17 protein-coding genes are annotated in these 20,955 nt (G+C 49.6%); 7 read left to right on the forward strand and 10 right to left on the reverse strand.

The window, feature by feature from the left end; translation table 11 throughout:
• Positions 1-27 precede the first annotated feature (27 nt).
• Positions 28-4,620 (reverse strand): glutamate synthase large subunit, encoded by a 4,593-nt coding sequence (gltB, locus tag PCH02S_RS13035; protein WP_127453604.1) that lies wholly within the window; start codon positions 4,618-4,620, stop codon positions 28-30.
• Between the two features lie 457 nt (positions 4,621-5,077).
• On the opposite strand from gltB, the gene PCH02S_RS13040 reads away from it, so the two are divergent.
• The 5 genes from PCH02S_RS13040 (at position 5,078) to PCH02S_RS13060 (ending at position 9,254) form a co-directional block, all read left to right on the forward strand.
• Positions 5,078-6,055 carry an HD domain-containing protein gene (locus PCH02S_RS13040; protein WP_127453606.1) on the forward strand — a complete coding sequence of 326 codons (978 nt, stop codon included), beginning with the start codon at positions 5,078-5,080 and terminating at the stop codon, positions 6,053-6,055.
• A 46-nt stretch (positions 6,056-6,101) separates the two neighbouring features.
• Positions 6,102-6,680 (forward strand): thymidine kinase, encoded by a 579-nt coding sequence (locus PCH02S_RS13045; RefSeq protein WP_127453607.1) that lies wholly within the window; start codon positions 6,102-6,104, stop codon positions 6,678-6,680.
• A gap of 76 nt (positions 6,681-6,756) precedes the next feature.
• Positions 6,757-7,938: an MGDG synthase family glycosyltransferase gene (locus tag PCH02S_RS13050; protein WP_127453609.1), complete on the forward strand. Its 1,182-nt coding sequence runs from the start codon at positions 6,757-6,759 to the stop codon at positions 7,936-7,938.
• 24 nt (positions 7,939-7,962) lie between these two features.
• Positions 7,963-8,469, forward strand: a complete 507-nt coding sequence (locus tag PCH02S_RS13055; RefSeq protein WP_127453610.1) for a hypothetical protein — start codon at positions 7,963-7,965, stop codon at positions 8,467-8,469.
• A 56-nt stretch (positions 8,470-8,525) separates the two neighbouring features.
• Positions 8,526-9,254 carry a polysaccharide deacetylase family protein gene (locus tag PCH02S_RS13060; protein ID WP_164819546.1) on the forward strand — a complete coding sequence of 243 codons (729 nt, stop codon included), beginning with the start codon at positions 8,526-8,528 and terminating at the stop codon, positions 9,252-9,254.
• Here the strand turns inward: PCH02S_RS13060 and PCH02S_RS13065 are convergent.
• Together PCH02S_RS13065 and PCH02S_RS13070 are read right to left on the reverse strand one after the other, a co-directional pair.
• Complete coding sequence (locus PCH02S_RS13065) at positions 9,251-10,240, reverse strand: C40 family peptidase (protein WP_164819547.1); 990 nt, start codon at positions 10,238-10,240, stop codon at positions 9,251-9,253. The two genes, PCH02S_RS13060 and PCH02S_RS13065, sit on opposite strands and share 4 nt — an antisense overlap.
• A gap of 147 nt (positions 10,241-10,387) precedes the next feature.
• Positions 10,388-11,599, reverse strand: coding sequence for a YCF48-related protein (locus PCH02S_RS13070; protein WP_127453614.1), 1,212 nt, complete (start codon positions 11,597-11,599; stop codon positions 10,388-10,390).
• A gap of 245 nt (positions 11,600-11,844) precedes the next feature.
• Between PCH02S_RS13070 and PCH02S_RS13075 the strand changes: the two genes are divergently transcribed.
• Together PCH02S_RS13075 and PCH02S_RS13080 are read left to right on the forward strand one after the other, a co-directional pair.
• Entirely contained in the window at positions 11,845-12,846 is a 1,002-nt protein-coding gene (locus PCH02S_RS13075; protein ID WP_246069066.1) for a M23 family metallopeptidase, read from the forward strand.
• Positions 12,846-13,292: a bactofilin family protein gene (locus PCH02S_RS13080; protein ID WP_127453616.1), complete on the forward strand. Its 447-nt coding sequence runs from the start codon at positions 12,846-12,848 to the stop codon at positions 13,290-13,292. Before PCH02S_RS13075 ends, PCH02S_RS13080 begins: the two co-directional genes overlap by 1 nt.
• Positions 13,293-13,370: 78 nt before the next feature.
• On the opposite strand, the gene PCH02S_RS13085 is transcribed toward PCH02S_RS13080, so the two are convergent.
• The 7 genes from PCH02S_RS13085 to PCH02S_RS13115 form a co-directional block, all read right to left on the reverse strand.
• Positions 13,371-14,126 (reverse strand): sugar phosphate isomerase/epimerase family protein, encoded by a 756-nt coding sequence (locus PCH02S_RS13085; protein ID WP_246069067.1) that lies wholly within the window; start codon positions 14,124-14,126, stop codon positions 13,371-13,373.
• Positions 14,123-15,064 carry an aldo/keto reductase gene (locus PCH02S_RS13090; protein ID WP_127453618.1) on the reverse strand — a complete coding sequence of 314 codons (942 nt, stop codon included), beginning with the start codon at positions 15,062-15,064 and terminating at the stop codon, positions 14,123-14,125. Before PCH02S_RS13090 ends, PCH02S_RS13085 begins: the two co-directional genes overlap by 4 nt.
• 12 nt (positions 15,065-15,076) lie before the next feature.
• Complete coding sequence (locus PCH02S_RS13095; protein WP_127453620.1) at positions 15,077-16,009, reverse strand: carbohydrate kinase family protein; 933 nt, start codon at positions 16,007-16,009, stop codon at positions 15,077-15,079.
• A gap of 31 nt (positions 16,010-16,040) precedes the next feature.
• Positions 16,041-17,060, reverse strand: a complete 1,020-nt coding sequence (locus tag PCH02S_RS13100) for a LacI family DNA-binding transcriptional regulator (protein ID WP_127453622.1) — start codon at positions 17,058-17,060, stop codon at positions 16,041-16,043.
• A gap of 124 nt (positions 17,061-17,184) precedes the next feature.
• A complete protein-coding gene (locus PCH02S_RS13105; protein ID WP_127453624.1) occupies positions 17,185-18,096 on the reverse strand; it encodes a carbohydrate ABC transporter permease in 912 nt (303 codons plus the stop codon).
• A gap of 75 nt (positions 18,097-18,171) precedes the next feature.
• Positions 18,172-19,902 (reverse strand): extracellular solute-binding protein, encoded by a 1,731-nt coding sequence (locus tag PCH02S_RS13110; protein WP_127453626.1) that lies wholly within the window; start codon positions 19,900-19,902, stop codon positions 18,172-18,174.
• A 93-nt stretch (positions 19,903-19,995) separates the two neighbouring features.
• Positions 19,996-20,955 carry an ABC transporter permease gene (locus PCH02S_RS13115; protein WP_127453628.1) on the reverse strand — a complete coding sequence of 320 codons (960 nt, stop codon included), beginning with the start codon at positions 20,953-20,955 and terminating at the stop codon, positions 19,996-19,998.

Raw genomic sequence — 20,955 nt, forward strand, 5'->3', positions numbered from 1 at the left:
TACGTCGTACGCTTCTGCTCCGATTCGTTAGTTTCCACCGACACGGGAAACATCCCGCATATTTGCCTCAAAAGCAACCATGATGGCCTCTTGCTGGCCAAGCCCGGATCGTTTCACCTTCTCGATGGCATCAAACATCCGCTTGTAGTCCTTCGGTATCACCTTCACGAACTTCCAAACGTATTCATCCCAGTGCTGTATGACGCGGTGGGCAACGCTGCTATCCGTAAATGTAGCATGATGCTGAATCATCGTTCTCAGTTCATTCATTTCAAAAGCTTCTTCAACCTGCTCAAGATGAATCATCTCTTTGTTAACCTTGTCGGCAAAATCGCCTTTCTCATCCAGCACGTAGGCAATTCCGCCTGACATCCCTGCCGCAAAGTTACGGCCGGTCGATCCTAACACAACAACTCGCCCGCCTGTCATATATTCACAGCCATGATCGCCTACGCCTTCGACAACTGCCCGCACACCGCTGTTTCTTACACAGAAACGTTCGCCGGCAATACCTCGAATATACGCATCACCATCGGTAGCTCCATAGAAAGCGGTGTTTCCAATGATTACGTTCTCCTCTGGAACAAAAGGGGATTGGGACGGCGGGAAAATGACCAGCTTACCGCCGGATAATCCTTTCCCCACATAGTCGTTGGCGTCGCCTTCCAGCGAAAGCGTAATCCCCTTCGGCACGAAAGCACCAAAGCTTTGCCCAGCTGAGCCGTTAAAATGTAAACGAATCGTATCATGAGGCAATCCTTCCACACCATGACGACGCGTCACTTCGCTGCCGACAATCGTACCGACAACGCGATTCGTATTGGCGATGTCCATACTCGCATGCACATGTTCCTTGCGCTCAATCGCAGGTTCGCATATTTCAAGCAGCTTCGTAACATCCAAAGAGCGATCCAAGCGGTGGTCCTGCGGCATTTGGCAGAATCGGCCCACATGCTCGCCGACATCCGGCTGATGCAGCAGCGCCGATAAATCAACGCCTTTGGCTTTCCAGTGCGCTACGGCTTGCTTGGACTCAAGCACATCGGTACGGCCAACCATTTCCTCAATGGTTCGGAAGCCAAGCTCGGCCATCAGCTCACGCACATCCTGCGCGATGAAGGTCATGAAATTGACGACATGCTGCGGATCGCCGGCAAATTTCTTGCGCAGCTCCGGATTTTGCGTAGCCACCCCAACCGGACAAGTATCCAGATGGCACACGCGCATCATCACGCAGCCAATCGTAATGAGCGGAGTCGTCGCGAAGCCGAACTCCTCGGCGCCGAGCAGCGCAGCGACGACCACGTCGCGCCCTGTCATCAGCTTGCCGTCCGTCTCGACGGTGATACGGCTGCGCAGGTCATTGAGCACGAGCGTCTGATGCGTTTCCGCAAGACCGAGCTCCCAGGGCAGTCCCGCGTGACGAATACTCGTCTGCGGCGACGCGCCTGTTCCTCCGTCGTAGCCGGAAATAAGGACGACGTCCGCTTTCCCTTTGGCTACGCCGGCAGCGATGGTGCCAACTCCAACCTCGGATACCAGCTTAACGCTGATACGTGCGCGCGGGTTGGCATTCTTGAGATCGTGGATCAGCTCTGCGAGATCCTCGATCGAATAGATATCGTGATGCGGCGGCGGCGAAATCAAACCTACGCCTGGCGTAACACCGCGAACCTCAGCCACCCAAGGGTACACCTTGGTGCCGGGGAGCTGGCCGCCCTCGCCGGGCTTCGCGCCCTGCGCCATCTTGATCTGAATCTCGTCAGCATTGACGAGATAGTGGCTTGTGACGCCGAAGCGGCCGGACGCCACCTGCTTGATCGCGCTGCGGCGCAGGTCGCCGTTCGCATCCGGCGTGAAGCGCTCCGGATGCTCGCCGCCCTCGCCGGTGTTGCTCTTGCCGCCGATGCGGTTCATCGCGATCGCGATCGTCTCATGCGCTTCTTTGGAGATGGAGCCGTAGGACATGGCTCCGGTCTTGAAGCGCTTGAAAATCGACTCGATCGGCTCCACCTCTTCGATGGGGATCGGCCCCCGGCCTGCCTTGAAGGTCAGCAGCCCGCGCAAAGCCATATATTTCTCATCTTCGCGTTTGATGAGCTTCGCAAAGTTCTTATACTGGGCGTAATTGTTCGTACGAACCGCCGATTGAAGAGCATGCACCGTTTCCGGCGTGTACAGGTGGTCTTCCCCGTCCCGGCGCCATTGCAAATCACCGCCGGTATCGAGCACCTTATCGCGCCCCTCCTGCTCAGAGAAAGCACGTTGGTGGCGAAGCACCGCTTCCTTAGCCACAACATCGATACCTACACCGCTAACAGGCGTATAGGTCCAAGTAAAATACGCATCCACAAGCTCTTGGCTGAGGCCAATCGCTTCAAAAATTTGCGCCCCACGATAACTTTGAATCGTGGAAATGCCCATTTTCGCCAAAACCTTCACGACGCCTTTGGTCACGGCCTTGATGTAGTTATAAGTTGCTTTATCATGATCAATGCCAACAAGCTGATTGCGTCTAATCATGTCATCTAACGTTTCCAAAGCCAAATACGGATTGATCGCACCTGCGCCATAGCCAAGCAGCAAAGCAAAATGATGCACTTCGCGCGGTTCGCCCGATTCGACAAGCAAGCTGACTTTGGTCCGAGTACCCTGGCGAATCAGATGGTGATGCAGTCCTGACGTTGCCAGCAGCGCCGGAATCGGTGCCTTTTGCCCGTCCACGCCGCGATCCGAAAGAATTAACAAAGAAGCGCCATCTTGGATCGCCCCGTCTGCGGCAGCATAAAGAGCTTGCATCGCGCTTTCCAAGCCTGCCGTGCCTTGAGCAGCCTCGAACAAGGTAGGCAGTGTGACCGTCTTAAAGCCGTCGCGCTGAATATGACGCAGCTTCGCCAGTTCTTCATTGGAGAGGAACGGTGTTTTCAACCGAATTTGGCGGCAGCTCGCCGGCTCAGGGCTTATGAGATTGCGCTCCGGTCCGATCGTTGTGCCCTGCGCTGTGATGATCTCTTCGAAATTGGCATCAATCGGCGGATTCGTGACCTGCGCGAACAACTGTTTAAAATAGTTGTACAGCAGTTGCGGCCGGTCGGACAAGACGGCAAGCGGTGCATCCGTACCCATAGATCCGATAGGGTCTACGCCTGTTTTGGCCATAGGCTCTAGAATTTTTCGCAGCTGCTCAAATGTGTAACCAAAAGCTTGCTGGCGCTGCAAGACCGTGTCATGATCGGAGCCAAGCACGATAGGCGCATCGTCCAAATCCTCCAATGAAACAAGATGCTCGTTCAGCCAGTCGCGATAAGGCAACTCGCCGGCAATGCCGCTTTTAATCTCTTCGTCGGCTACAATGCGGCCTGCTACGGTATCAACAAGCAGCATGCGGCCCGGTCTGAGGCGATCTTTGTACAAAATCCGCTCAGGCTCAATGTCCAAGACGCCAACTTCCGAAGCCAAAACGATGAAATCATCCGTTGTGACATAGTAACGAGATGGACGCAAACCGTTTCGGTCAAGAATAGCGCCAATCTGACTGCCATCCGTGAAGGCAATCGCTGCCGGTCCATCCCATGGCTCCATGAGTGTGCTGTGGTATTCGTAGAACGCTTTCTTGGCGTCATCCATCGACTCATGCTTGGACCACGGCTCAGGCACCATCATCATCGCCGCATGCGGCAGCGAACGTCCTGAGAGCATAAGGAATTCGAGCGTATTATCAAACATTTGCGAATCCGAGCCGTCGGTATCAATAATAGGAAGAATGCGTTTGAAGTCTTCGCCAAACAGTTCCGAATCGCACATCGCCTGACGCGCATACATCCAGTTCACATTTCCACGCAGCGTGTTGATCTCGCCGTTATGAATCAGATAGCGGTAGGGATGCGCACGCTCCCAGCTGGGAAATGTGTTTGTACTGAACCGGGAGTGAACGAGCGCAAGCGCGGTCTCTACCTTCTCATCCTGCAACTCCGTGTAATAAGCGTCGACCTGCTTAGGCGTCAACATCCCTTTATAAACGATTGTTCGGCTAGACAAGCTAGAATAGTAAAATTGCACATCCTGAAGCGACGATTTGATAGCGTTTTCAGAGAGTTTACGTATGACATAAAGCTTCCGTTCAAAATCCAGATTGCTCGCCACATCCGCACTTTCTCCAATAAATACCTGGCGTACGAAAGGTTCTGCCGACTGTGCGGATTCTCCAAGTGAGCTGTTATCCGTAGGAACCGTTCGCCAACCTAAGAATTGCTGACCTTCCTCGCTAACAATGCGCTCAATGATTTTCTCGCATGCTTGGCGCGCCTCCAGATCTTGAGGCAAATAGACCATACCTACACCATAGTGACCTGCTGCAGGAAGCTTGATGTTTTCCTCTGCACAAGCAATTTGGAGATACGCGTCCGGAATCTGCATTAAAATTCCCGCTCCGTCGCCTGTGTTTTGCTCACTGCCTTGACCACCGCGATGATCTAAATTGCAAAGTACACGAAGCGCTTGCTTGACGATTTCATGCGATTTGACACCCTTAATATTCGCTACAAAGCCAATACCGCAGGCGTCACGCTCGAACTGAGGATCGTACAATCCTTGCTTGGGAGGTAACCCGTTTTTGGTCATGTTGTGCAACCTTTCTTTTCTGGTTTTTGGACACACTTTGTCCAATGTACGCTTTAAAGTATTAAATTGTCGAAACATGGTGACGTCTATTTCGCCCGAATATATTGAATAGTACAAATTGGCGAAATAGTCTCAATATTTTTTATATTATATTAACACCAGAAATAGTATAGTTCAATCTAAATGTAAAGGTTTTCATTTTAATATTTTTATAAGATAGTCCTAAAAAAAGGAAACGACAACCAAGTATGCCTTTCGCTTCTTTTTTCATTGGACGAAATCCAACACTGCCACTGCCTAACCCCGTATGAACGAGGCATTCGCAGTTTGTCGTGCATGTTTTACGCTGCCTTTTCATACGCTCATGATAGCGAACTTTCTATGTTTCATGCTATGATAGCTAATGCGCTGAAATGAAATATACATCCAGATTCCACAGCCTAGGAGGAACGCTGCTTTGAGTCTACAGCATACTTTTTCGACTGGGATGATTTGGGAGCCCCTTTATAAGTGGCATATACCAGCCCATCCGGTTGAAGTCCAGCTTTTCCGATCGCAGCCGGTACGCCGTTTGAAGTTTTTGCATCACTTCGGAGCTTCCGCGCTTTTTTCGCCAATGACCCATTCACGGTTCGAGCACACCGTTGGTGTATGGTCCTTAATGGCCCATTTTTGCCCGGACGAGCCCTTGCTTCGCATAGCTGCACTTTTGCATGACATCGGCCATTTGCCCTTTTCGCATGCGGTGGAACGAACACTCGGTTATGACCACCATCAACATACAGAGCGATTGATCCTGAACGGAACCGTTGCCGACATCCTGACTGAACATGGCATCTCTCCAGCAGCGATTGTATCCATTTTGAATCAGGACAGCCCTTTGACGAACAAAACTTCCTTGATGGGCCTCGATCATCTGGACAGCTTTTTGCGGGATACGCATTATGCCGGGCAGCAGCTCATGCCTCCTTCCGATCTCGTCCGTAAGCTGCGCCTTTGCGGCAATTATATAGAAACTGATGAAGAAACGGCGGCTGCAATAATTCATGCGGTCGTGGAGGACCACCGTATTTTCCTTAGCCCTTCCTTCCTCGCCATGGATGCGCTGCTTGCCAAAGCGGTAGCTCATCACTGCGAAACGAACCCGGGTATGAAAGATAGGCTTCCATCCCTTTTGGATCATGAGCTCATTCAAGAGCTGCTGCAAAGTGCAAACCCGGTGGCTAAGGACACGATGCATGTTTTAATGTACGAACCCCATCGCATTCAGATTACGGAAGAGCCTGTGAAAGGTAGTATTGAAGTCAATATTCGTAAAATATACAAGAAACAGCCGCTCATCGGCGACAAGCCCGCTTCGGAAACAAGCTTCCAGGCTGCCGTGAAATTAGAAGAGCTTCAATCTCTTTCAGCTACTTATTTTTTTAACATATAGTCATACATCCATTCGATCCTAGATCTTCAGAGGGGACTGGCCCAGCTTGGCAAAATTATATTTCCGTTATGGTACGATGAACAGCGGCAAATCCATTGAAGTACTGCGCGTTGCGCATAATTATGAAGAACAAGGTAAAAAAGCGCTCCTCCTGACATCCGTCGTTGATGACCGTTTTGGCGTTGGCAAGGTCGTATCCCGAATCGGCATGCAAAAAAATGCCATTGTGGTAGACGACACTTTGGATATGGTTGAACTGGCGCAAGTAGAGTCTCCAAACTGTATTCTTGTGGACGAGGCGCAGTTTTTAACCAAAGGGCAGGTCGCGCAATTGATCACGATTGTTGATGATTTGAACATTCCTGTTATCGCCTATGGCTTGCGGGCGGACTTCATGGGTCAACTCTTTGAAGGAAGCATGGCACTGATTGCAGCGGCGGATACGATTGAGGAAATTAAAACGGTCTGCTGGTACTGCGACAAGAAAGCCATCATGAACATGCGCTGCAAAGATGGGGAGCCAATCTTCCATGGTGAGCAGATTCAAATCGGCGGCAATGAGAGTTATGTTCCCGTCTGCCGCAAATGCTACGCATCCAAGCTGAAAGCAACGCTTAACGGTTAACTTGCAGGGATTTCCCCGCAAATTACGTCTAATCTACGAATAAGATTGATATGGTTGTCAAAGAAAGGTGAGTTCCTTGCGAAAAAAACGGATTTTGCTCTTATCTGAGGGCTTCGGGAAAGGTCATACACAAGCTGCACACGCACTTTCCGTTGAGCTGAGACAAAACTCATCGGAAATTATTACACGCGTTCTTGAGCTCGGCGCATTTTTGCACCCTACCCTTGCACCTTGGATCTTCTCGGCATACCGCCGCACGGTTACTTCACAACCCAAACTCTATGGTATGCTTTACCGCAATCAATATGAAAAGTCATTAGGCCGCTTTGCAGGACTCTTCCTGCACCGGATGTTTTATTCCCAAACCAAAGCGATTATCAAACAGCTCAAGCCGGATATTATCGTGTGTACGCACCCCTTTCCAAGCGCGATCGTTTCACGTTTGAAACGGGCCGGGCTTACGGTGCCTCTGTTCACCGTGATCACCGATTACGATGTGCACGGCGCTTGGATTGATTCTGCGGTAGACAAGTACCTGGTATCGACGCCGAAGGTGCAAGAGCGTCTCATCGCCCGCGGCGTACCGGAGACGAACATCGAAGTTACGGGCATCCCTGTCCATCCTGACTTCCATCTAGAGCATAGCAAAGTGCAGACCCGCAAGCAGTTCGGGCTTAACGCTATGCCTACGGTGATGGTGATGGGCGGCGGTTGGGGTGTGTTTAAGAAGGAAGAAAAAGAAGAGTTGTTAACGTATTTAGCCAGTTGGAGCAAGGAGATACAGCTTCTCATCTGTCTCGGGACGAACGAGAAAGCGCGCCAGCAGCTGTTAGAGGAAGAGATTTTCCGGCAGCCCAATATCCATCTGATCGGGTACACCAATGAGATTAATAAACTAATGGACATTTCGGATCTATTGATCACCAAACCTGGTGGGATGACCTGTACCGAAGCTATGGCCAAAGGCATTCCGATGCTGTTCTACAGCCCTATTCCAGGACAGGAAGAAATGAATTGCCAATATTTTCAGGATCAGGGTTACGGTCAAATGATTACATCGCTCGAAATGGTCGATCACTGGTTCAAGCTGTTGCTGGAGCAGTATCCCGAGCTTTCGAAACGCCGCATCACGATCCGCAAGCATCAGAAATTCGGCGCCCAGGATTGCTCCAGAGCGATCATTCAGTATTTAAAGTTATCCGATCAACGCCCCTATCGGCAGGCATCAACAACAACACCGCTCATACAATGGTATTAACCATGTATAGGGCGGTGATTTTTTTTGGACCCCTTGAAACGATTCGGCAAGCAGGCTATCTTTGTTTATTTGCTCGCATGGTTCATCGGCAGTCTCTGGATGATGGCCGTACTCGGCAGCGGGTCCGTTCATGGGAAGCTGTTAGGCATTGACGTAAGCCTGTATCATGAATATGCCTGTTTTGGCTTTGCCGGCGCATTGGGTGGAGCCTTATACGGCCTTAGGATGTTCCACGAACATTATCACGACCTGACTTCACAGTGGATGTACTGGTACTTCATGCGGCCTATCCTCTGTTTCGGTTGTGCGATCATCACCATCGTCCTGTTCGAGAGCGGCATCATGCTGCTGCAGGTCGACGATTCCATGTCCGCACGCATTTCTATCGCTTTTTTGACCGGTTACGGATATGGTAAATTTATGGAAAAAATAAAGGCGCTTACGACGACCTTTTTCAATGGGAATGGACCGACAGGCGGGAACGGAAACGGCAATGGCAATGGAAACGGAAATGAACCACCAAAATCTTGAATTCCTTTCAGGAGAATTGGAAACGCTACTTGTACCAAATCAACGAAGGAGACATCATGAGAATCATTGCAGCTTTGTGTATTTGCTTGTTTTTGATGCAGCCATTAGCAGCCAGCGCCGCCCCTAAAAAAGACCGCAGCTACTATGAAAACCGTGGAGAAATTGTCTGGGAAGTGAATACGGATGAGAAGGTAATTGCCCTTACTTTCGATGACGGTCCGCATCCCAAGTATACGGCGCAAGTTCTGGAACTGCTTAAGCAGTATGACGCGAAGGCAACCTTTTTCGTTGTCGGCAACAAAATTCAGCTTTATCCCGATGTGCTGGAACAAACAGCTCGAGAAGGTCATGAGATTGCTAATCATACATACAGCCATGCCTACATCGGGCGGAACACCAATATCAAGAAAGAACTGAATACGACGGAGGATCTGATTGTTGGAAAAACAGGGCAGCGATCACAATTGTTTCGTCCGCCTGGGGGCTTCTACAACGAACGTCTTGTGTCCGTTGTCAAAGATGAGGGCTACAAAATGATCATGTGGAGCTGGCAATTGGATACAAAGGATTGGGATACACCGGGGGTTAATCGCATTGTGAACACGGTGCTGAAAAATGCGAAAAATGGGAACATCGTTCTTTTTCATGACTATATTGAAGGCCCGACGCAAACCATCGCCGCCTTGAAGATTATTTTGCCCGAATTAAAAAACAGGGGATACAAGTTAATCACCGTCTCGGAGCTTCTGGGCTATAACAAGGCCATCCCCGCGAAAATTCATTAAGACAGCACACGCTTGGCCTTAACAAAGCGCTCTTTCCAAACGGCATCCAGCTCCGAGATCGTTACGCCGATGCCGGAGCGGAAGGTATGCAGGATAAGTCCATTGCCCATATAGACCGCCACATGGCCGATTTGTTCGGTACCTTCTTTGTTTTTTCGTTTGGGCGTCGTGAAAAACACGAGATCGCCCTCGCGCAATTCGTTCATGGACACCTCGGTCCCTCGTTCACTTTGCTGACCTGTATCACGAGGCAAGCTTACCTCTTGGGTCGCAAACAGATATTGGAGAAAGGAAGAACAGTCGAATGCATCGGTTTGACCTCCCTTCGCTCCGAGTACGTAAGGGGTACCAAGAAAGCTCATTCCTTTGATAATGAGAAGGTCGGCTTTACGTTTCCACATTTCATCCTTGCTATCGGAAGCCGCCTTTTGTTCGTATTGTTCTTTGATTTTCACAATTTCGGCGGAGGCGAGATTCACCTTCTTCACACCTGGAACGGGGTCATCTCCTTCTCGAATTGGTTCGATCGCAGGCTTTATAGAAGGCGTCGCAGCAATGACCACAGTTGGTGTCGGGCTTGCCTGCGGTGCCAGATTTTCTTGCGATTCTATCGTTATAGCTGGTGCCGCTGCAGTGGGAGTTTCTGCTTCACCAGGCTGGGTCGCAGGTGGCGATAAGCTTGGGGCTGCTGCTTTTGGCGTCGCTGAAGGTTTCGCTATTGGCTTCGTTGTCCGAGCCGGGGATGACGTGGAAGGCGCTGCCTCTATGGTACTTTTTATTATAGGTGTTGCCGAGGGGGTTGGTTCCAGCGTCGCCGACTCGGCTGATTGTGCTGGTTGTGCCGGTTCCGTTGGTATGGTTTGATGATCGTTCGTATTCGTCAAAGCCGCATTCAGCGCCATGTTCTCCGGATTTTTCACCGTAAAACCAATCAATACGGCAAGTGCGATGACTAGCGTAGAAATCGTATATTTAGGGGCTAGCATGTCTGACCTCCTGTGTATGTGCAGATATAGCAATTCTCTACATACCATTCTACCACCATCTCCGTGGTTAGGGGGTCGTACTGATTGGAATTTCATGGATGTGAAAAAGCCTTACCGTTAGCTATCAGCTTCCGGTAAGGCTTTTGGTTATTTCGGCGCATCGAAGGTGTGCGCCTTCTTCCAGTTCACACCACCTGTGCCGGTGGTGTACATCACGCTTGGCTGCTCATGGTCATTCGTGATCAGCCAGCCTTGATTCGCATCTGCCATGCCCAGCAGAAGCTCGCCGTAGCCGGTGAACGTCTCTTTGCCGTTCACCCAGGTTTTGCCGCCGTCCTTCGTCCATCCGACGGAGTTCGGCTTGTCGCAGCTCGGGCATTGGCCGCCCATGAAGGCTACGTCGGGACTTACGACGTAGAGCGGCCCGGGCTTCGAGCCCGTGTTCTTCGGCCCTGCGGTATCACCTGCAGGGATGCCGGGCGCCGGCCCGCCTCCAGCGGTGCTGTTCGCGAGCACCGTCTGCCAGGTCTTCCCGCCGTCCTTCGTGTGGAACAAGGAATACGAAGTTTGGGTCATCCCTGACTCGCCGATCAGCTCAATCCAAGCGTCGTTCGCTCCGGCGGAACGAATCACAGTGCCAGTGAGGCCGGCGGCACTTTTGCGGGACATCACGTTGTTCCAAGTTTTTCCCCCATCCTGGGTTCTCATCACTTCCACTGTGTCTTTTCCTTGCTTGACGGCCCAACCATTACTGGCATCATGGAAATAAGCATCTCCTGTAATACCTTCAGGCACAGGCATATTCGTCCATTTTACGCCGCCATCCACGGTGTGAGCATTGCCGCTGAACGCTTCCCCCTTCGATACAAAATGAAAGAATGCGGCGTTCGGCATTTGACCGACAGATGTCCAATGTTGGCCTCCATCCTTGGTGCTCAGCAAGCTGCCTCCCGTCCCGACACTCGCCCAAGCTTCTTTCCCATTCAAAGCAAACAATTGTTTGACTTCACCTTTGCCCTCATATTGAATCTGCCACTTTGCGCCGCTGTCATCCGTATGAGCAATCCACCCGTTACCGCCAATCCAGCCGGATTTGGCATCCGCCAAGCGAACAGCCGTCACCCCCGTCATCGCTACTTTTGATGGTTTATCACTGGTTCCGGAGACGGGCGTGCCAGAGGGAGTTGTCGTTTGACCCGTTGGTTGTGCGGTCGGTGCTACCGTTGGTTGTGAACTTGCAGCCGCTGTCGACTGAGGTGCATCGGACACGCTCACAGTTCCGTTCGTCGTTCCGGACGACTCGCATCCGGCAAGCGTCATAACAGCTAAAGCCAATACAGGTACATATTTTTTTAACATCCTACTCACTCCTTATAATTCTTGTACTGCGCCACTCTTCCCTATAGACGTAATTTCCCCTAGAAAAGTTGAGTACTTGGACCTGCTGCCTACACCCAAATATATACCCAAATTTAGTATGTCCCGCATCAGGCATTTCATTGGCTAATTCTTGCAAATGAATAAATTAGGCATGACTCTTCTGTTTTACGAATACAATCCAATCAAGGAGGGTGGACTTTTATTACGGAAAGGAAGAGGATCGGTTGAGATTCATATGGGGTAAAAAAGAATTAACCTTCATGATCATTCCGGGCGCCAACCGCCGTACCGTAAGATTTAAGCTGCCGCACAGTAGCTTGTATATTGTGCCTAGCGTGATCCTGCTCGTGCTGATTGGTTTTTTTGTCACGATTTACTTTATGAATACCTACTCCCATCAAACGAAAGAAAACTTGCAGCGAACGTTCGATGGACAAGAACGCCAACTAGTTAATCAAATTACACTTAAAGATAATGAACTTGAGCAGCTTCAAGCTAATTTGATTGACTTATCCCAGCAAGCAGATGAGTTTAAGAGCAAGCTCGAAGAAATTAAGAAACTGGATCATGTCATACAGTTAATGAGCGAATCAGAAGAACCAAACAGGACAAGCAAAAAGTTGTCCGCATTAAGTGACTCCGCTGCCAACTCGGATGTTGGAGGCAACGAGGTCCCGGTCACTTCACAGGAAGTGACTCAGCTTGTGAGCAATACCAAACAGGGGCTCTCCTCCTTGGTCGGGGATATCAACGCACTGCTTGTTAATCTCAGCGAGTCGGAAGCGCGATTGAAGGAAGCCGATTATTTACGGAGCATCACGCCAACCCTCTGGCCCATCACCACGCATAGTCTTACTTCCGGCTTCGGCATCCGCAAAGACCCCTTCACAGGCAAGCCATCCATGCATACGGGCCTTGATCTTGACGGCGAGTTAGGCGATCCCGTTTATGCAACGGCTTCAGGCAAAGTGATCGAAGCCAGCTTCGACAATGAGTACGGCAACCGTATTATTGTCGATCATTCGCGTGGCATTCAAACCGGTTACATGCATCTGAATAAAATACTCGTGAAACGCGGAGAATCAGTAACTAAAGGTCAACTGATCGGCCTGCTTGGTTCCACAGGACGAAGCACGGGCTCTCATCTGCATTACGAGGTACAGAAAAACCGTGTCCCCATTGACCCCACCCCTTATTTAATAAGCAATAGAAAGGATGAACGCTAATGCTTGGAAGCTCAAAATCGAAGCGCATTGATACGAAAACAACGGACACGTTAATCGGGGCAAGTACGATCTGCGAAGGAAAAATCATGTCCGAAGCCAGCCTTCGTATTGAAGGCCAGCTGCATGGCGACATTGAATGCGCAGGCGATATTACCATTGGCGAAAATGCTGTCGTCCAATCCAACATCCAAGCGCGCGACGTCATCATTGCCGGCAAAGTGAAAGGCAACATCCACACCAAAGGCAAGCTGCTCGTCACCAGCTCCGGCGTGCTGGTGGGCAACATCGATGTCCGCTCCTTCATCGTTCAGGAGGGCGGGATTTTCCAAGGCAGCAGCGCGATGCAGATCGCGGCCGTGAGCGACAAAAGCGGCGGCAAGGTCATCGACGCGCAGGCGCATAAGCAGCAGAAAAACGAGCAGCAAGCTGCTTCTGGCGGAAATTAATAAGGACTGTCCCCCAAAGAAATAGACTTTCTTTGGGGGACAGTCCTTATTTGTTTGAGTCCAAGGGAACTACAGGGCCTAAACCAATTTCTTCTCCAGCTCCAACAAGTTGGCTAAGCTGATCGCCAAGCTATCCATTGGATTACCTGGGCAATAATCCTGCTCGACGGCGAACCATTCAACGCCATTTTGCAATCCCCATGCTAAAATAGGCGCAAAATCGATGATGCCTGTGCCGATCTCGGCAAAATATTGCCTTCCGTCAGAGGTCATATCCTTCAAATGAAGAATCGGCATACGAAACGCGTAGTTGCTGATGAAAGACAACGGGTCCTGACCTGCTTTTTGGACCCAATACGTATCGATTTCCGGATAAACAGCCGGGTCTTCGAGCAGATATTCGAGGGCAAACTTTCCATCCATCGTCGTATGAAATTCAAAGTCATGATTGTGGTAACCGACCCGATAGCCTAAGCCGCTTACCTGTGAGGCAACTTGATGCAAATCGTTGCGCACGCTGAGGTAGCCTTCCGGATTCTGCAGGCCATTGGGCAAGGAATGGCAGATGAAATCCCGCGTATCGAATAACTTGGCTTCCTCCAATACAGCCTCAAGTTCGTGTTTCATCCGCTCTAAGCCGACATGCATGCCTGCCGTGCGCAGGCCGGTTTCCTTCATCACAGCCGCAATGTCCGCGGCCGGATACCCATGCAATCCGTCGATTTGGACGGCTGCCCATCCCATCTTTTTCAACTCTCTTAACACGCCCGGATAATCCTGTTTAAGTTCGTTTCTTAACGTATACAACTGGGCTGCCAGCTTCTGTCTAATCATTTCGCAGCTTCCTCCCGTTCCAGGTTTAACCACGCAAGCTCCTCCGGCGTAAACGGAATATGCATGGCTTCTATTGATGATTGCAGTTCTTCAGGATTTCTCGGACCGATGATCGCACAAGTCGGAAAAGGCTGATTCAGCACATAGGCTAACGCAATTTGAATCGGGCTGACGTTTTTTTCCGCGGCAAGCTTGGCCGCACGACGGTATCGCTCCCAATTGTCATCACTATAGTAAACCCTGACCATTTCAAGATTTTCTTGATTATCGGGCGTAAAATGGCCGGAGAAAAAACCTCCTGCCTGCGAAGACCACGCAAGGAGCGGCAGTTGATTGCCCCCATGCCATGCACAGGTGTCTGCATCAGCCGATACACAGCCCTCCCATCTGGGCTCTTTCGGTTTAGCAAGGCTTAGATTCGGACTGCTAAATGTAAAACCGATTAACCCATGGGAAGCAGCATATTCATTCGCTTGCTGAATACGCCCAAAGGACCAGTTTGAAGCTCCGATAGCCCGGATGCGTGATGCCTGAATGTGCTCATTCAATTCTTCCATGATCGGACCTACCGCTGTATCAGGATCATCGCGATGGAGGGCATACAAGTCGACATAATCTGTCCCTAATCTGTCCAAACTCTCCAGCAGATCCTTGCGGATGGCCTGCGGGTTCACCCGCGGACCGGGGCTGCCGTCGTCATGATGAGCACCTTTGGTGAGTATGACAACCTTCTCCCGCAGCTGCTTTTCCTCCAGCCACTGGCCGAGAATAACTTCTTTATTCCGATATTGATGAGCCGTATCAAAGGTATTGCCGCCTGCGCGGATATAAGCATCCAGCATCATCCGCTGCGGTTCCTCCAGCTTCCTCAAATCCCCAGTCCCCATGATCAAGCGGGAAATGGCTTTGTCTACACCTTGTATGTGCATAGTCTGCATGCAGTATCCTCCTCAGCTGTTTTTGTTTTGCCTGATAAAAGCTTCCAGCCCTTCACGGTCTGGCGTTCCTGTACTGCCGCCGTAAGCTCCAACTGACAATGCTCCGCATACATTGCCGTACAGCAGGCATGTCTCCACATCCAGCCCCGTCAAAAAACCATAGATATAGCCGGCGTTAAACGAATCCCCTGCTCCTGTCGTATCGACGGCTTCAACCGGGAATCCGGGGCTCATCGTTTGCAAGCCGTCTTTCATCGCTGCCGCTCCTTGCGGTCCAAGCTTGATGACGACATGAGGACTGAAGCCCGACATGTAGCTTAAGCTATCCTCGATCCGCTCAAATCCTGTATAATGAAGGGCCTCCGTTTCGTTCATCAGAAAAACATCCACATGCTGCATCAACTCAAAAACACCCGAATACCATTCTCCGGTATCATCCCAACCTACATCGCAAGAAAGGGTAGCCCCCGCTTCCTTCAATCGCTTAGCCATGGCCACGAATTCCGTATGGTTGCGCCGCCCTCTGTAGCCGGTAACATGCACATGTCTGCCTAACGCGATTTGCCCTACATCCAACTCCTCTACATGCAGCTCAGCATTGGATCCCACATAGGTAATGAATGAACGATCCAGCTCTGGATTAATCGCAATCGTGATTCCTGTCCGACTTGTTCCGCTAGTTCGGACCATACTGGTATCGATACCATATCCGGCAAAACGTTCCCGGATATAATGACCGTAGCCATCATTTCCAAGAACACCGTCAAATGCGACATGCAGCCCCAGCTTGGCTAACGCAATCGTAAATAAAGCCGCACCTCCGCCCACATGCATCATCATGTTATCTACGAAAATTTCTTGTCCAGGTTGAGGGATTTGATTACAGCCCACTACCACGAGATCAATATTGACATCGCCGATGACTACCGCATCAAACTTCTTCACGCCGCTCTCCCTCTTCCGCTCTGTTCTCTGCCTATCTCTCTTTTGGATATACCTTACAGCTATCGCGAACGACGAGCTTGTGTTTCAGTATCAAATCTTCCCGCGGACTGGAGGACGGATTCGAGATGATGTCAATCATCGTATTTACCGTAATTTTCCCCATCTCCTGAATGGGCTGCTCCATCGAGGACAACCGCGGTCGTACGAGTTCTGTCAGTTGGCTTCCGTCAAATCCGATAATCGATATATCGTCAGGGACTTTAAGCTGATGGTCATGAATACAGTTCATAGCGCCTACCGCCATATCGTCACTCACTGCAAATAAAGCGGTCGGACGAGGTTCACAGGCCAGCAGTTCCTTCATCATGTCATATCCGCTTTGCGTCTTATAGTCGCCAAACCGGATATAATCGTTGATGATTCTCACCCGTTGATCCTTCAAGGCATTCCGATAACCTACGTAACGATTCTGACCGGAGGTAACGTCTCGCATATCCCCGCCTATAAAAGCGATCCGCTCGTGGCCGAGCTCGGTTAAATACTTGGTCGCATCATAGGCTGCTTCGTAATCATCGATAATGACAGAAATAAACTTATGATCGACAGGCCTTACACTTGAAAAAATGATGGGAATATCCAATTTATGAATAAAATTACGAATTTCATCGCTTAACTTTTCATGCATAATAATGATGCCGTCTACCCGCATCTCATGAAAGACATTCAAATATTTCAGTTCTTTATCCGTATCCTCAATAATGTTGCAGACCAGCAGGTTGTAATCATTCAAACTCGCCGTTTCCTCGATGCTGCTCAAGATCGTCGAATAGAAGCTTGAGGTTAGATCGGGAACAATCACGCCAATCAGGTTCGTTTTCTTCCGCACCAAACTTCTCGCGATATGGCTGGGCGCATAACCAAGCTCGTCAATCGCTCGTTTCACTTTGGCCTTCAGATCGTCCTTCACGTACTTCTCTCCGTTTAATACTCTGGAGACCGTGGTGACGGATACTCCCGCTTTTTGGGCTACATCTTTGATTTTGGGCGCCATGATTATCATCCTTCCTTACTTCGCAACATGAACAGTTTTCTCTGTTAATAGTCAGAACCATATTTATACATTTTATCACACATTGGGCATGGCGAAGATCATCAATTATTCGGCTGCAAGCCGTTTATTCTTTGACCGATCCGATCATGGCTCCCTTTGCAAAATATTTCTGTATAAATGGATACGCCGCAATAATGGGCGCCACAACGACAATAATTGTCGCCATCTTCAGAGAATCACCAGTTAGCTGTATCCTTTCGAGCATTTGAAACTGGGACGAGCCTGCCGCCTGCATCAGGGACTCCCGAATGGCATCCTGTTTGGTCAACATCTCCTGCAGCAAGGTGGATAACGGTCTCAGTGATGCGGTTCTGACATAAAAAGCACCCGTGAACCAGTCATTCCAATGACTCACCGCCGTAAACAAGGAGATTGTGGCCAGCACAGGCTTACTTAAAGGCATGATGATCCGCATGAAAATGCCGAAATCGCTGCAGCCATCCAGTTTCGCCGACTCTTCCAGACTGATGCTGATCTGCTGGAAAAACGTGCGCATGATGATCAAATTCCACGCGCTGTACAGGCCCGGAAGAACATAGACCCAGATGGTGTTCGTCAAATGCAAGCTTTTGAGCAGCATGTAATAAGGAATAATGCCGCCGGAGAACAGCATGGTAAAGAAAACCATCAGCGTAAAAAAGCGGACGCCCGGCATCGTCTTGCTTTTCAGCGTATACGCAGCCATAGCGGATAGAAATACGCCGGCAATCGTCCCCAAAGCCGTACGAAATATAGAAATGGCAAAGGCTCTGCCGATATTAGCCGATGTAAACACTTCACGGTAATTTTCCAGCGTCCATACGCGGGGCCAGAAATAGATCCCCCCTCTTTCCGCATCCTTACCGGCGTTAAAGGAAAGCGCCAATATATTCAGAAATGGAAGCACGATGGACAAGCACAGGAGAATAATCAGGGCATAATTAACGAACTTAAATATTTTCTCGCCTGCCGAGAGCTTATAGAATTCATTTCCCACGTTAATCTCTCCCCATACTAGAAGTGCGCTCCCGCTATTCCTGCAGGAGCGCCTCCCTCCCAACTCAGCTTTGGACTATTTGAGAATAACTTTCGTTTTAGGATCGCTGTCTTTTTTCTGAAGCAGCGCTTCGAATTGATCCAAGCCCGCTGCCTGCAGCTGCTTTTTCGAAGCATCTAGAATTTTCTGCGCTTCATCCATGCTTTTGGCGTAAAATGCACGAATGATGCTTTCATTATAGTTGGTTAAAGCCGTCTTCAACTCATTGCCCGTTGGAAGCTCGTTAATGAAGGAGAGCGGGCGATAACCATCGTTGATATTGGCGTTTTTCTTTTTCTCATCGTAGCCCCAGTAGTCGGCAATTTTCAGCGGTGTCTCATTAGCTTCCGGAGAGACCGCATCTGCATACTGCATTTCGCCGAAATCACCCAGCCTGTTGATATCCGTACTGCCGAGATAACCACCCCAGCCATTGCCTACGCCGTCAAAGCCCAATTCTTTGGCCGCCTTCGGATCTTTGTTGCGAAGCTCCAGCACTTCTTTTTTGACCAAAGGATTGCCTTTGGCATCCAGCGTATAATCCCGCCCTTCCAGACCGTACTGCCAGATCAGCTTCCCTTCACGGCTGGCCAGGAAATCCGCAAATTTGACGACGTCTTGTGGATTTTTCGTCGTTTTTGGAATCGACCAGGCCATGTACCCGCTCTTGTAATCAACGTTCATCCGGTATGTCCCATCTACAGAATTAATAGGCCCTAACGGGATGTAGCTCATATCTTTATTGAACTCCAGATAGTTATGCATATCGCCGATAATACCGAATGACCCGTTAATGGCTCCTTCCGTTGCTTTGTTTTCCTGCATGGCGTAGTAATCCGGCACCATCAATTTTTCCTTCAAAAGCTTCTGAACAAACTCAATGCGCTTGAGCGGATATTCCGTTTTGCTTTCATGAACAATTTTGCCGTCCTTATCCTTGTCGAAGCCTTGATCAATGGCCCCCCAGGTTAAACTGCTGAATAGCGTGCCGTTCTCATGGTTGCTGTTCCCCCAGTAGCGAGGACCAATCGGCGTGATATCTTTACCGTTTTTATCCTTGAAGTTGCCTTCTTTGATCTTTTGAGCGAGCTCATACACTTGATCGGTTGTGTTAATCTTCCGTGGATCAACGTTCAGCTTCTCGGCAATGTCTTTACGGATGTAAGGGCCGGAAACATACTTGCGCTCTTCGTAGCCGCCCTCTCTTGGGACGTTCATATGGACAAAATAGCTGGAGCCGTTAAATTCCGGCCGGAACATTACACCGTTTTTCGTATCCAGCGGTAAATACTTATCATCCAGGTACTTGCTGAACACCTTGGTTCCTTTTATAAGAGGAGTTAGATCGGTTAACATGTCTTCTTTGGCAGCTTTCAAAATGACGGGCATTTCCGGGCGGCCGCTGTTGTTCAGATAATAGACGATGAAGTCCGGCAAATCATTGGAAGCCAGCCCAGCAATGAGTCCATCAATCGCATGCTGCGAATTTACACCCTCCATTTGCAGCGTAATCCCTGTCATATCCTTCACTTTTTTAGCAATCTCCGGGTTGATATCTTTCGTTATGTCATCGCTGTCAATAAACAGTAGTCCTTTAATGGTTCGGTCTGCAATCCAAGTTGCGGGCTTACCGCTGCTGACTGTAGATGGAGATGTCGTAGAAGCCGTGTCCCCTCCTGCCGCAGGCTGAGTGGAGCTTTCACATCCTGCTAGCAGCAAGCTTGCTGCCAAGGGCATGGTCACCCATTTAACCCATCTTTTGCTCATCCAATACTCCCCTTTTCCATTAAATATTATGAATAACACCTGGCGGTGATCTTCAACACATCCACTGTCGAAAAGTGAAAGATTCTGGTATCGCTACCATATTGACTCGTCAAAGAACTTTTTTGAAGCTCGGTTCGCAGCTACAACAAGGATTAAGCCGATTATGCCTTGCATTAAACCAACAGCTGTCGCATAGCCGTACTGTCCATTTTGAAGTCCTACCCGAATGATGTAGGTATCTAGAATATCTGCCAGTTCCATATTGCCAGGAGTTCGCATGAGATAGATTTGATCAAACCCTGCCTGCAAAATGTTGCCTAGCGATAAAATAAACAGAATGGAAATCGTTAAGCGAATACCTGGCAAAGTAACGTGCCAGATTTCGTGCCACTTATTAGCTCCATCTATTTTGGCGGCCTCGTGCAGTTCAGGATTAATGCCTGCTATAGCGGCCAAGTAAATGATAGAATCCCAGCCAATACTTTGCCAAATATGGCTGCCGAACATGAGAGAATAAAAGTACTTGCTTTCCATCATGAAAAACGTACTTCCGTCTCCGCCGAAAAATCGGATCACCTCGTTGAGCAGTCCAGTATCCGGAGCAAGAATCCGCTGCATGAGGCCGATCACGATAACCCATGAAAGGAAATGCGGCAGATACGAAATACTCTGGGCGATTCCTCGGAACCTCCGATGTCTGATCTCATTGAACATTAAGGCAAGCAGAATCGGAAAAGGCAATCCCACGAAAACTTTAATGCTGCTAATAATCAATGTGTTTTTAATGAGTTTTCCGCTTTGGTAATCGTTAAAAAATGCCTTGAAATACGTGAGTCCCACCCATGGACTGCCCAGTATCCCCTTGTTAAACTGATAATTCTTAAAAGCCAGCATCAATCCGCCCATGGGGATATACGAGAAAATAACGAAAAATACAAGACAGGGAAGGAGCATGAGGTACATAATCTTGTGCTGTCTTATTCGTTTTCCCAGATCAGCATTTCTCTTCTTCACCGCAGCGCCGACACTAGCTTGCGGCAGATTCGTTTCCAT

This window comes from Paenibacillus chondroitinus NBRC 15376, assembly GCF_004000765.1.
Lineage (GTDB): Bacteria > Bacillota > Bacilli > Paenibacillales > NBRC-103111 > Paenibacillus_E > Paenibacillus_E chondroitinus.

What these genes read in the sequence shown, in the direction of transcription:
- gltB (WP_127453604.1), bottom strand. Translation starts at nt 4,620, where the DNA reads ATGACCAAAAACGGGTTACCTCCCAAGCAAGGATTGTACGATCCTCAG.
- PCH02S_RS13060 (WP_164819546.1), top strand. Translation starts at nt 8,526, where the DNA reads ATGAGAATCATTGCAGCTTTGTGTATTTGCTTGTTTTTGATGCAGCCA.
- PCH02S_RS13065 (WP_164819547.1), bottom strand. Translation starts at nt 10,240, where the DNA reads ATGCTAGCCCCTAAATATACGATTTCTACGCTAGTCATCGCACTTGCC.
- PCH02S_RS13070 (WP_127453614.1), bottom strand. Translation starts at nt 11,599, where the DNA reads ATGTTAAAAAAATATGTACCTGTATTGGCTTTAGCTGTTATGACGCTT.
- PCH02S_RS13080 (WP_127453616.1), top strand. Translation starts at nt 12,846, where the DNA reads ATGCTTGGAAGCTCAAAATCGAAGCGCATTGATACGAAAACAACGGAC.
- PCH02S_RS13085 (WP_246069067.1), bottom strand. Translation starts at nt 14,126, where the DNA reads ATGATTAGACAGAAGCTGGCAGCCCAGTTGTATACGTTAAGAAACGAA.
- PCH02S_RS13090 (WP_127453618.1), bottom strand. Translation starts at nt 15,064, where the DNA reads ATGCAGACTATGCACATACAAGGTGTAGACAAAGCCATTTCCCGCTTG.
- PCH02S_RS13100 (WP_127453622.1), bottom strand. Translation starts at nt 17,060, where the DNA reads ATGGCGCCCAAAATCAAAGATGTAGCCCAAAAAGCGGGAGTATCCGTC.
- PCH02S_RS13110 (WP_127453626.1), bottom strand. Translation starts at nt 19,902, where the DNA reads ATGAGCAAAAGATGGGTTAAATGGGTGACCATGCCCTTGGCAGCAAGC.
- PCH02S_RS13115 (WP_127453628.1), bottom strand. Translation starts at nt 20,955, where the DNA reads ATGGAAACGAATCTGCCGCAAGCTAGTGTCGGCGCTGCGGTGAAGAAG.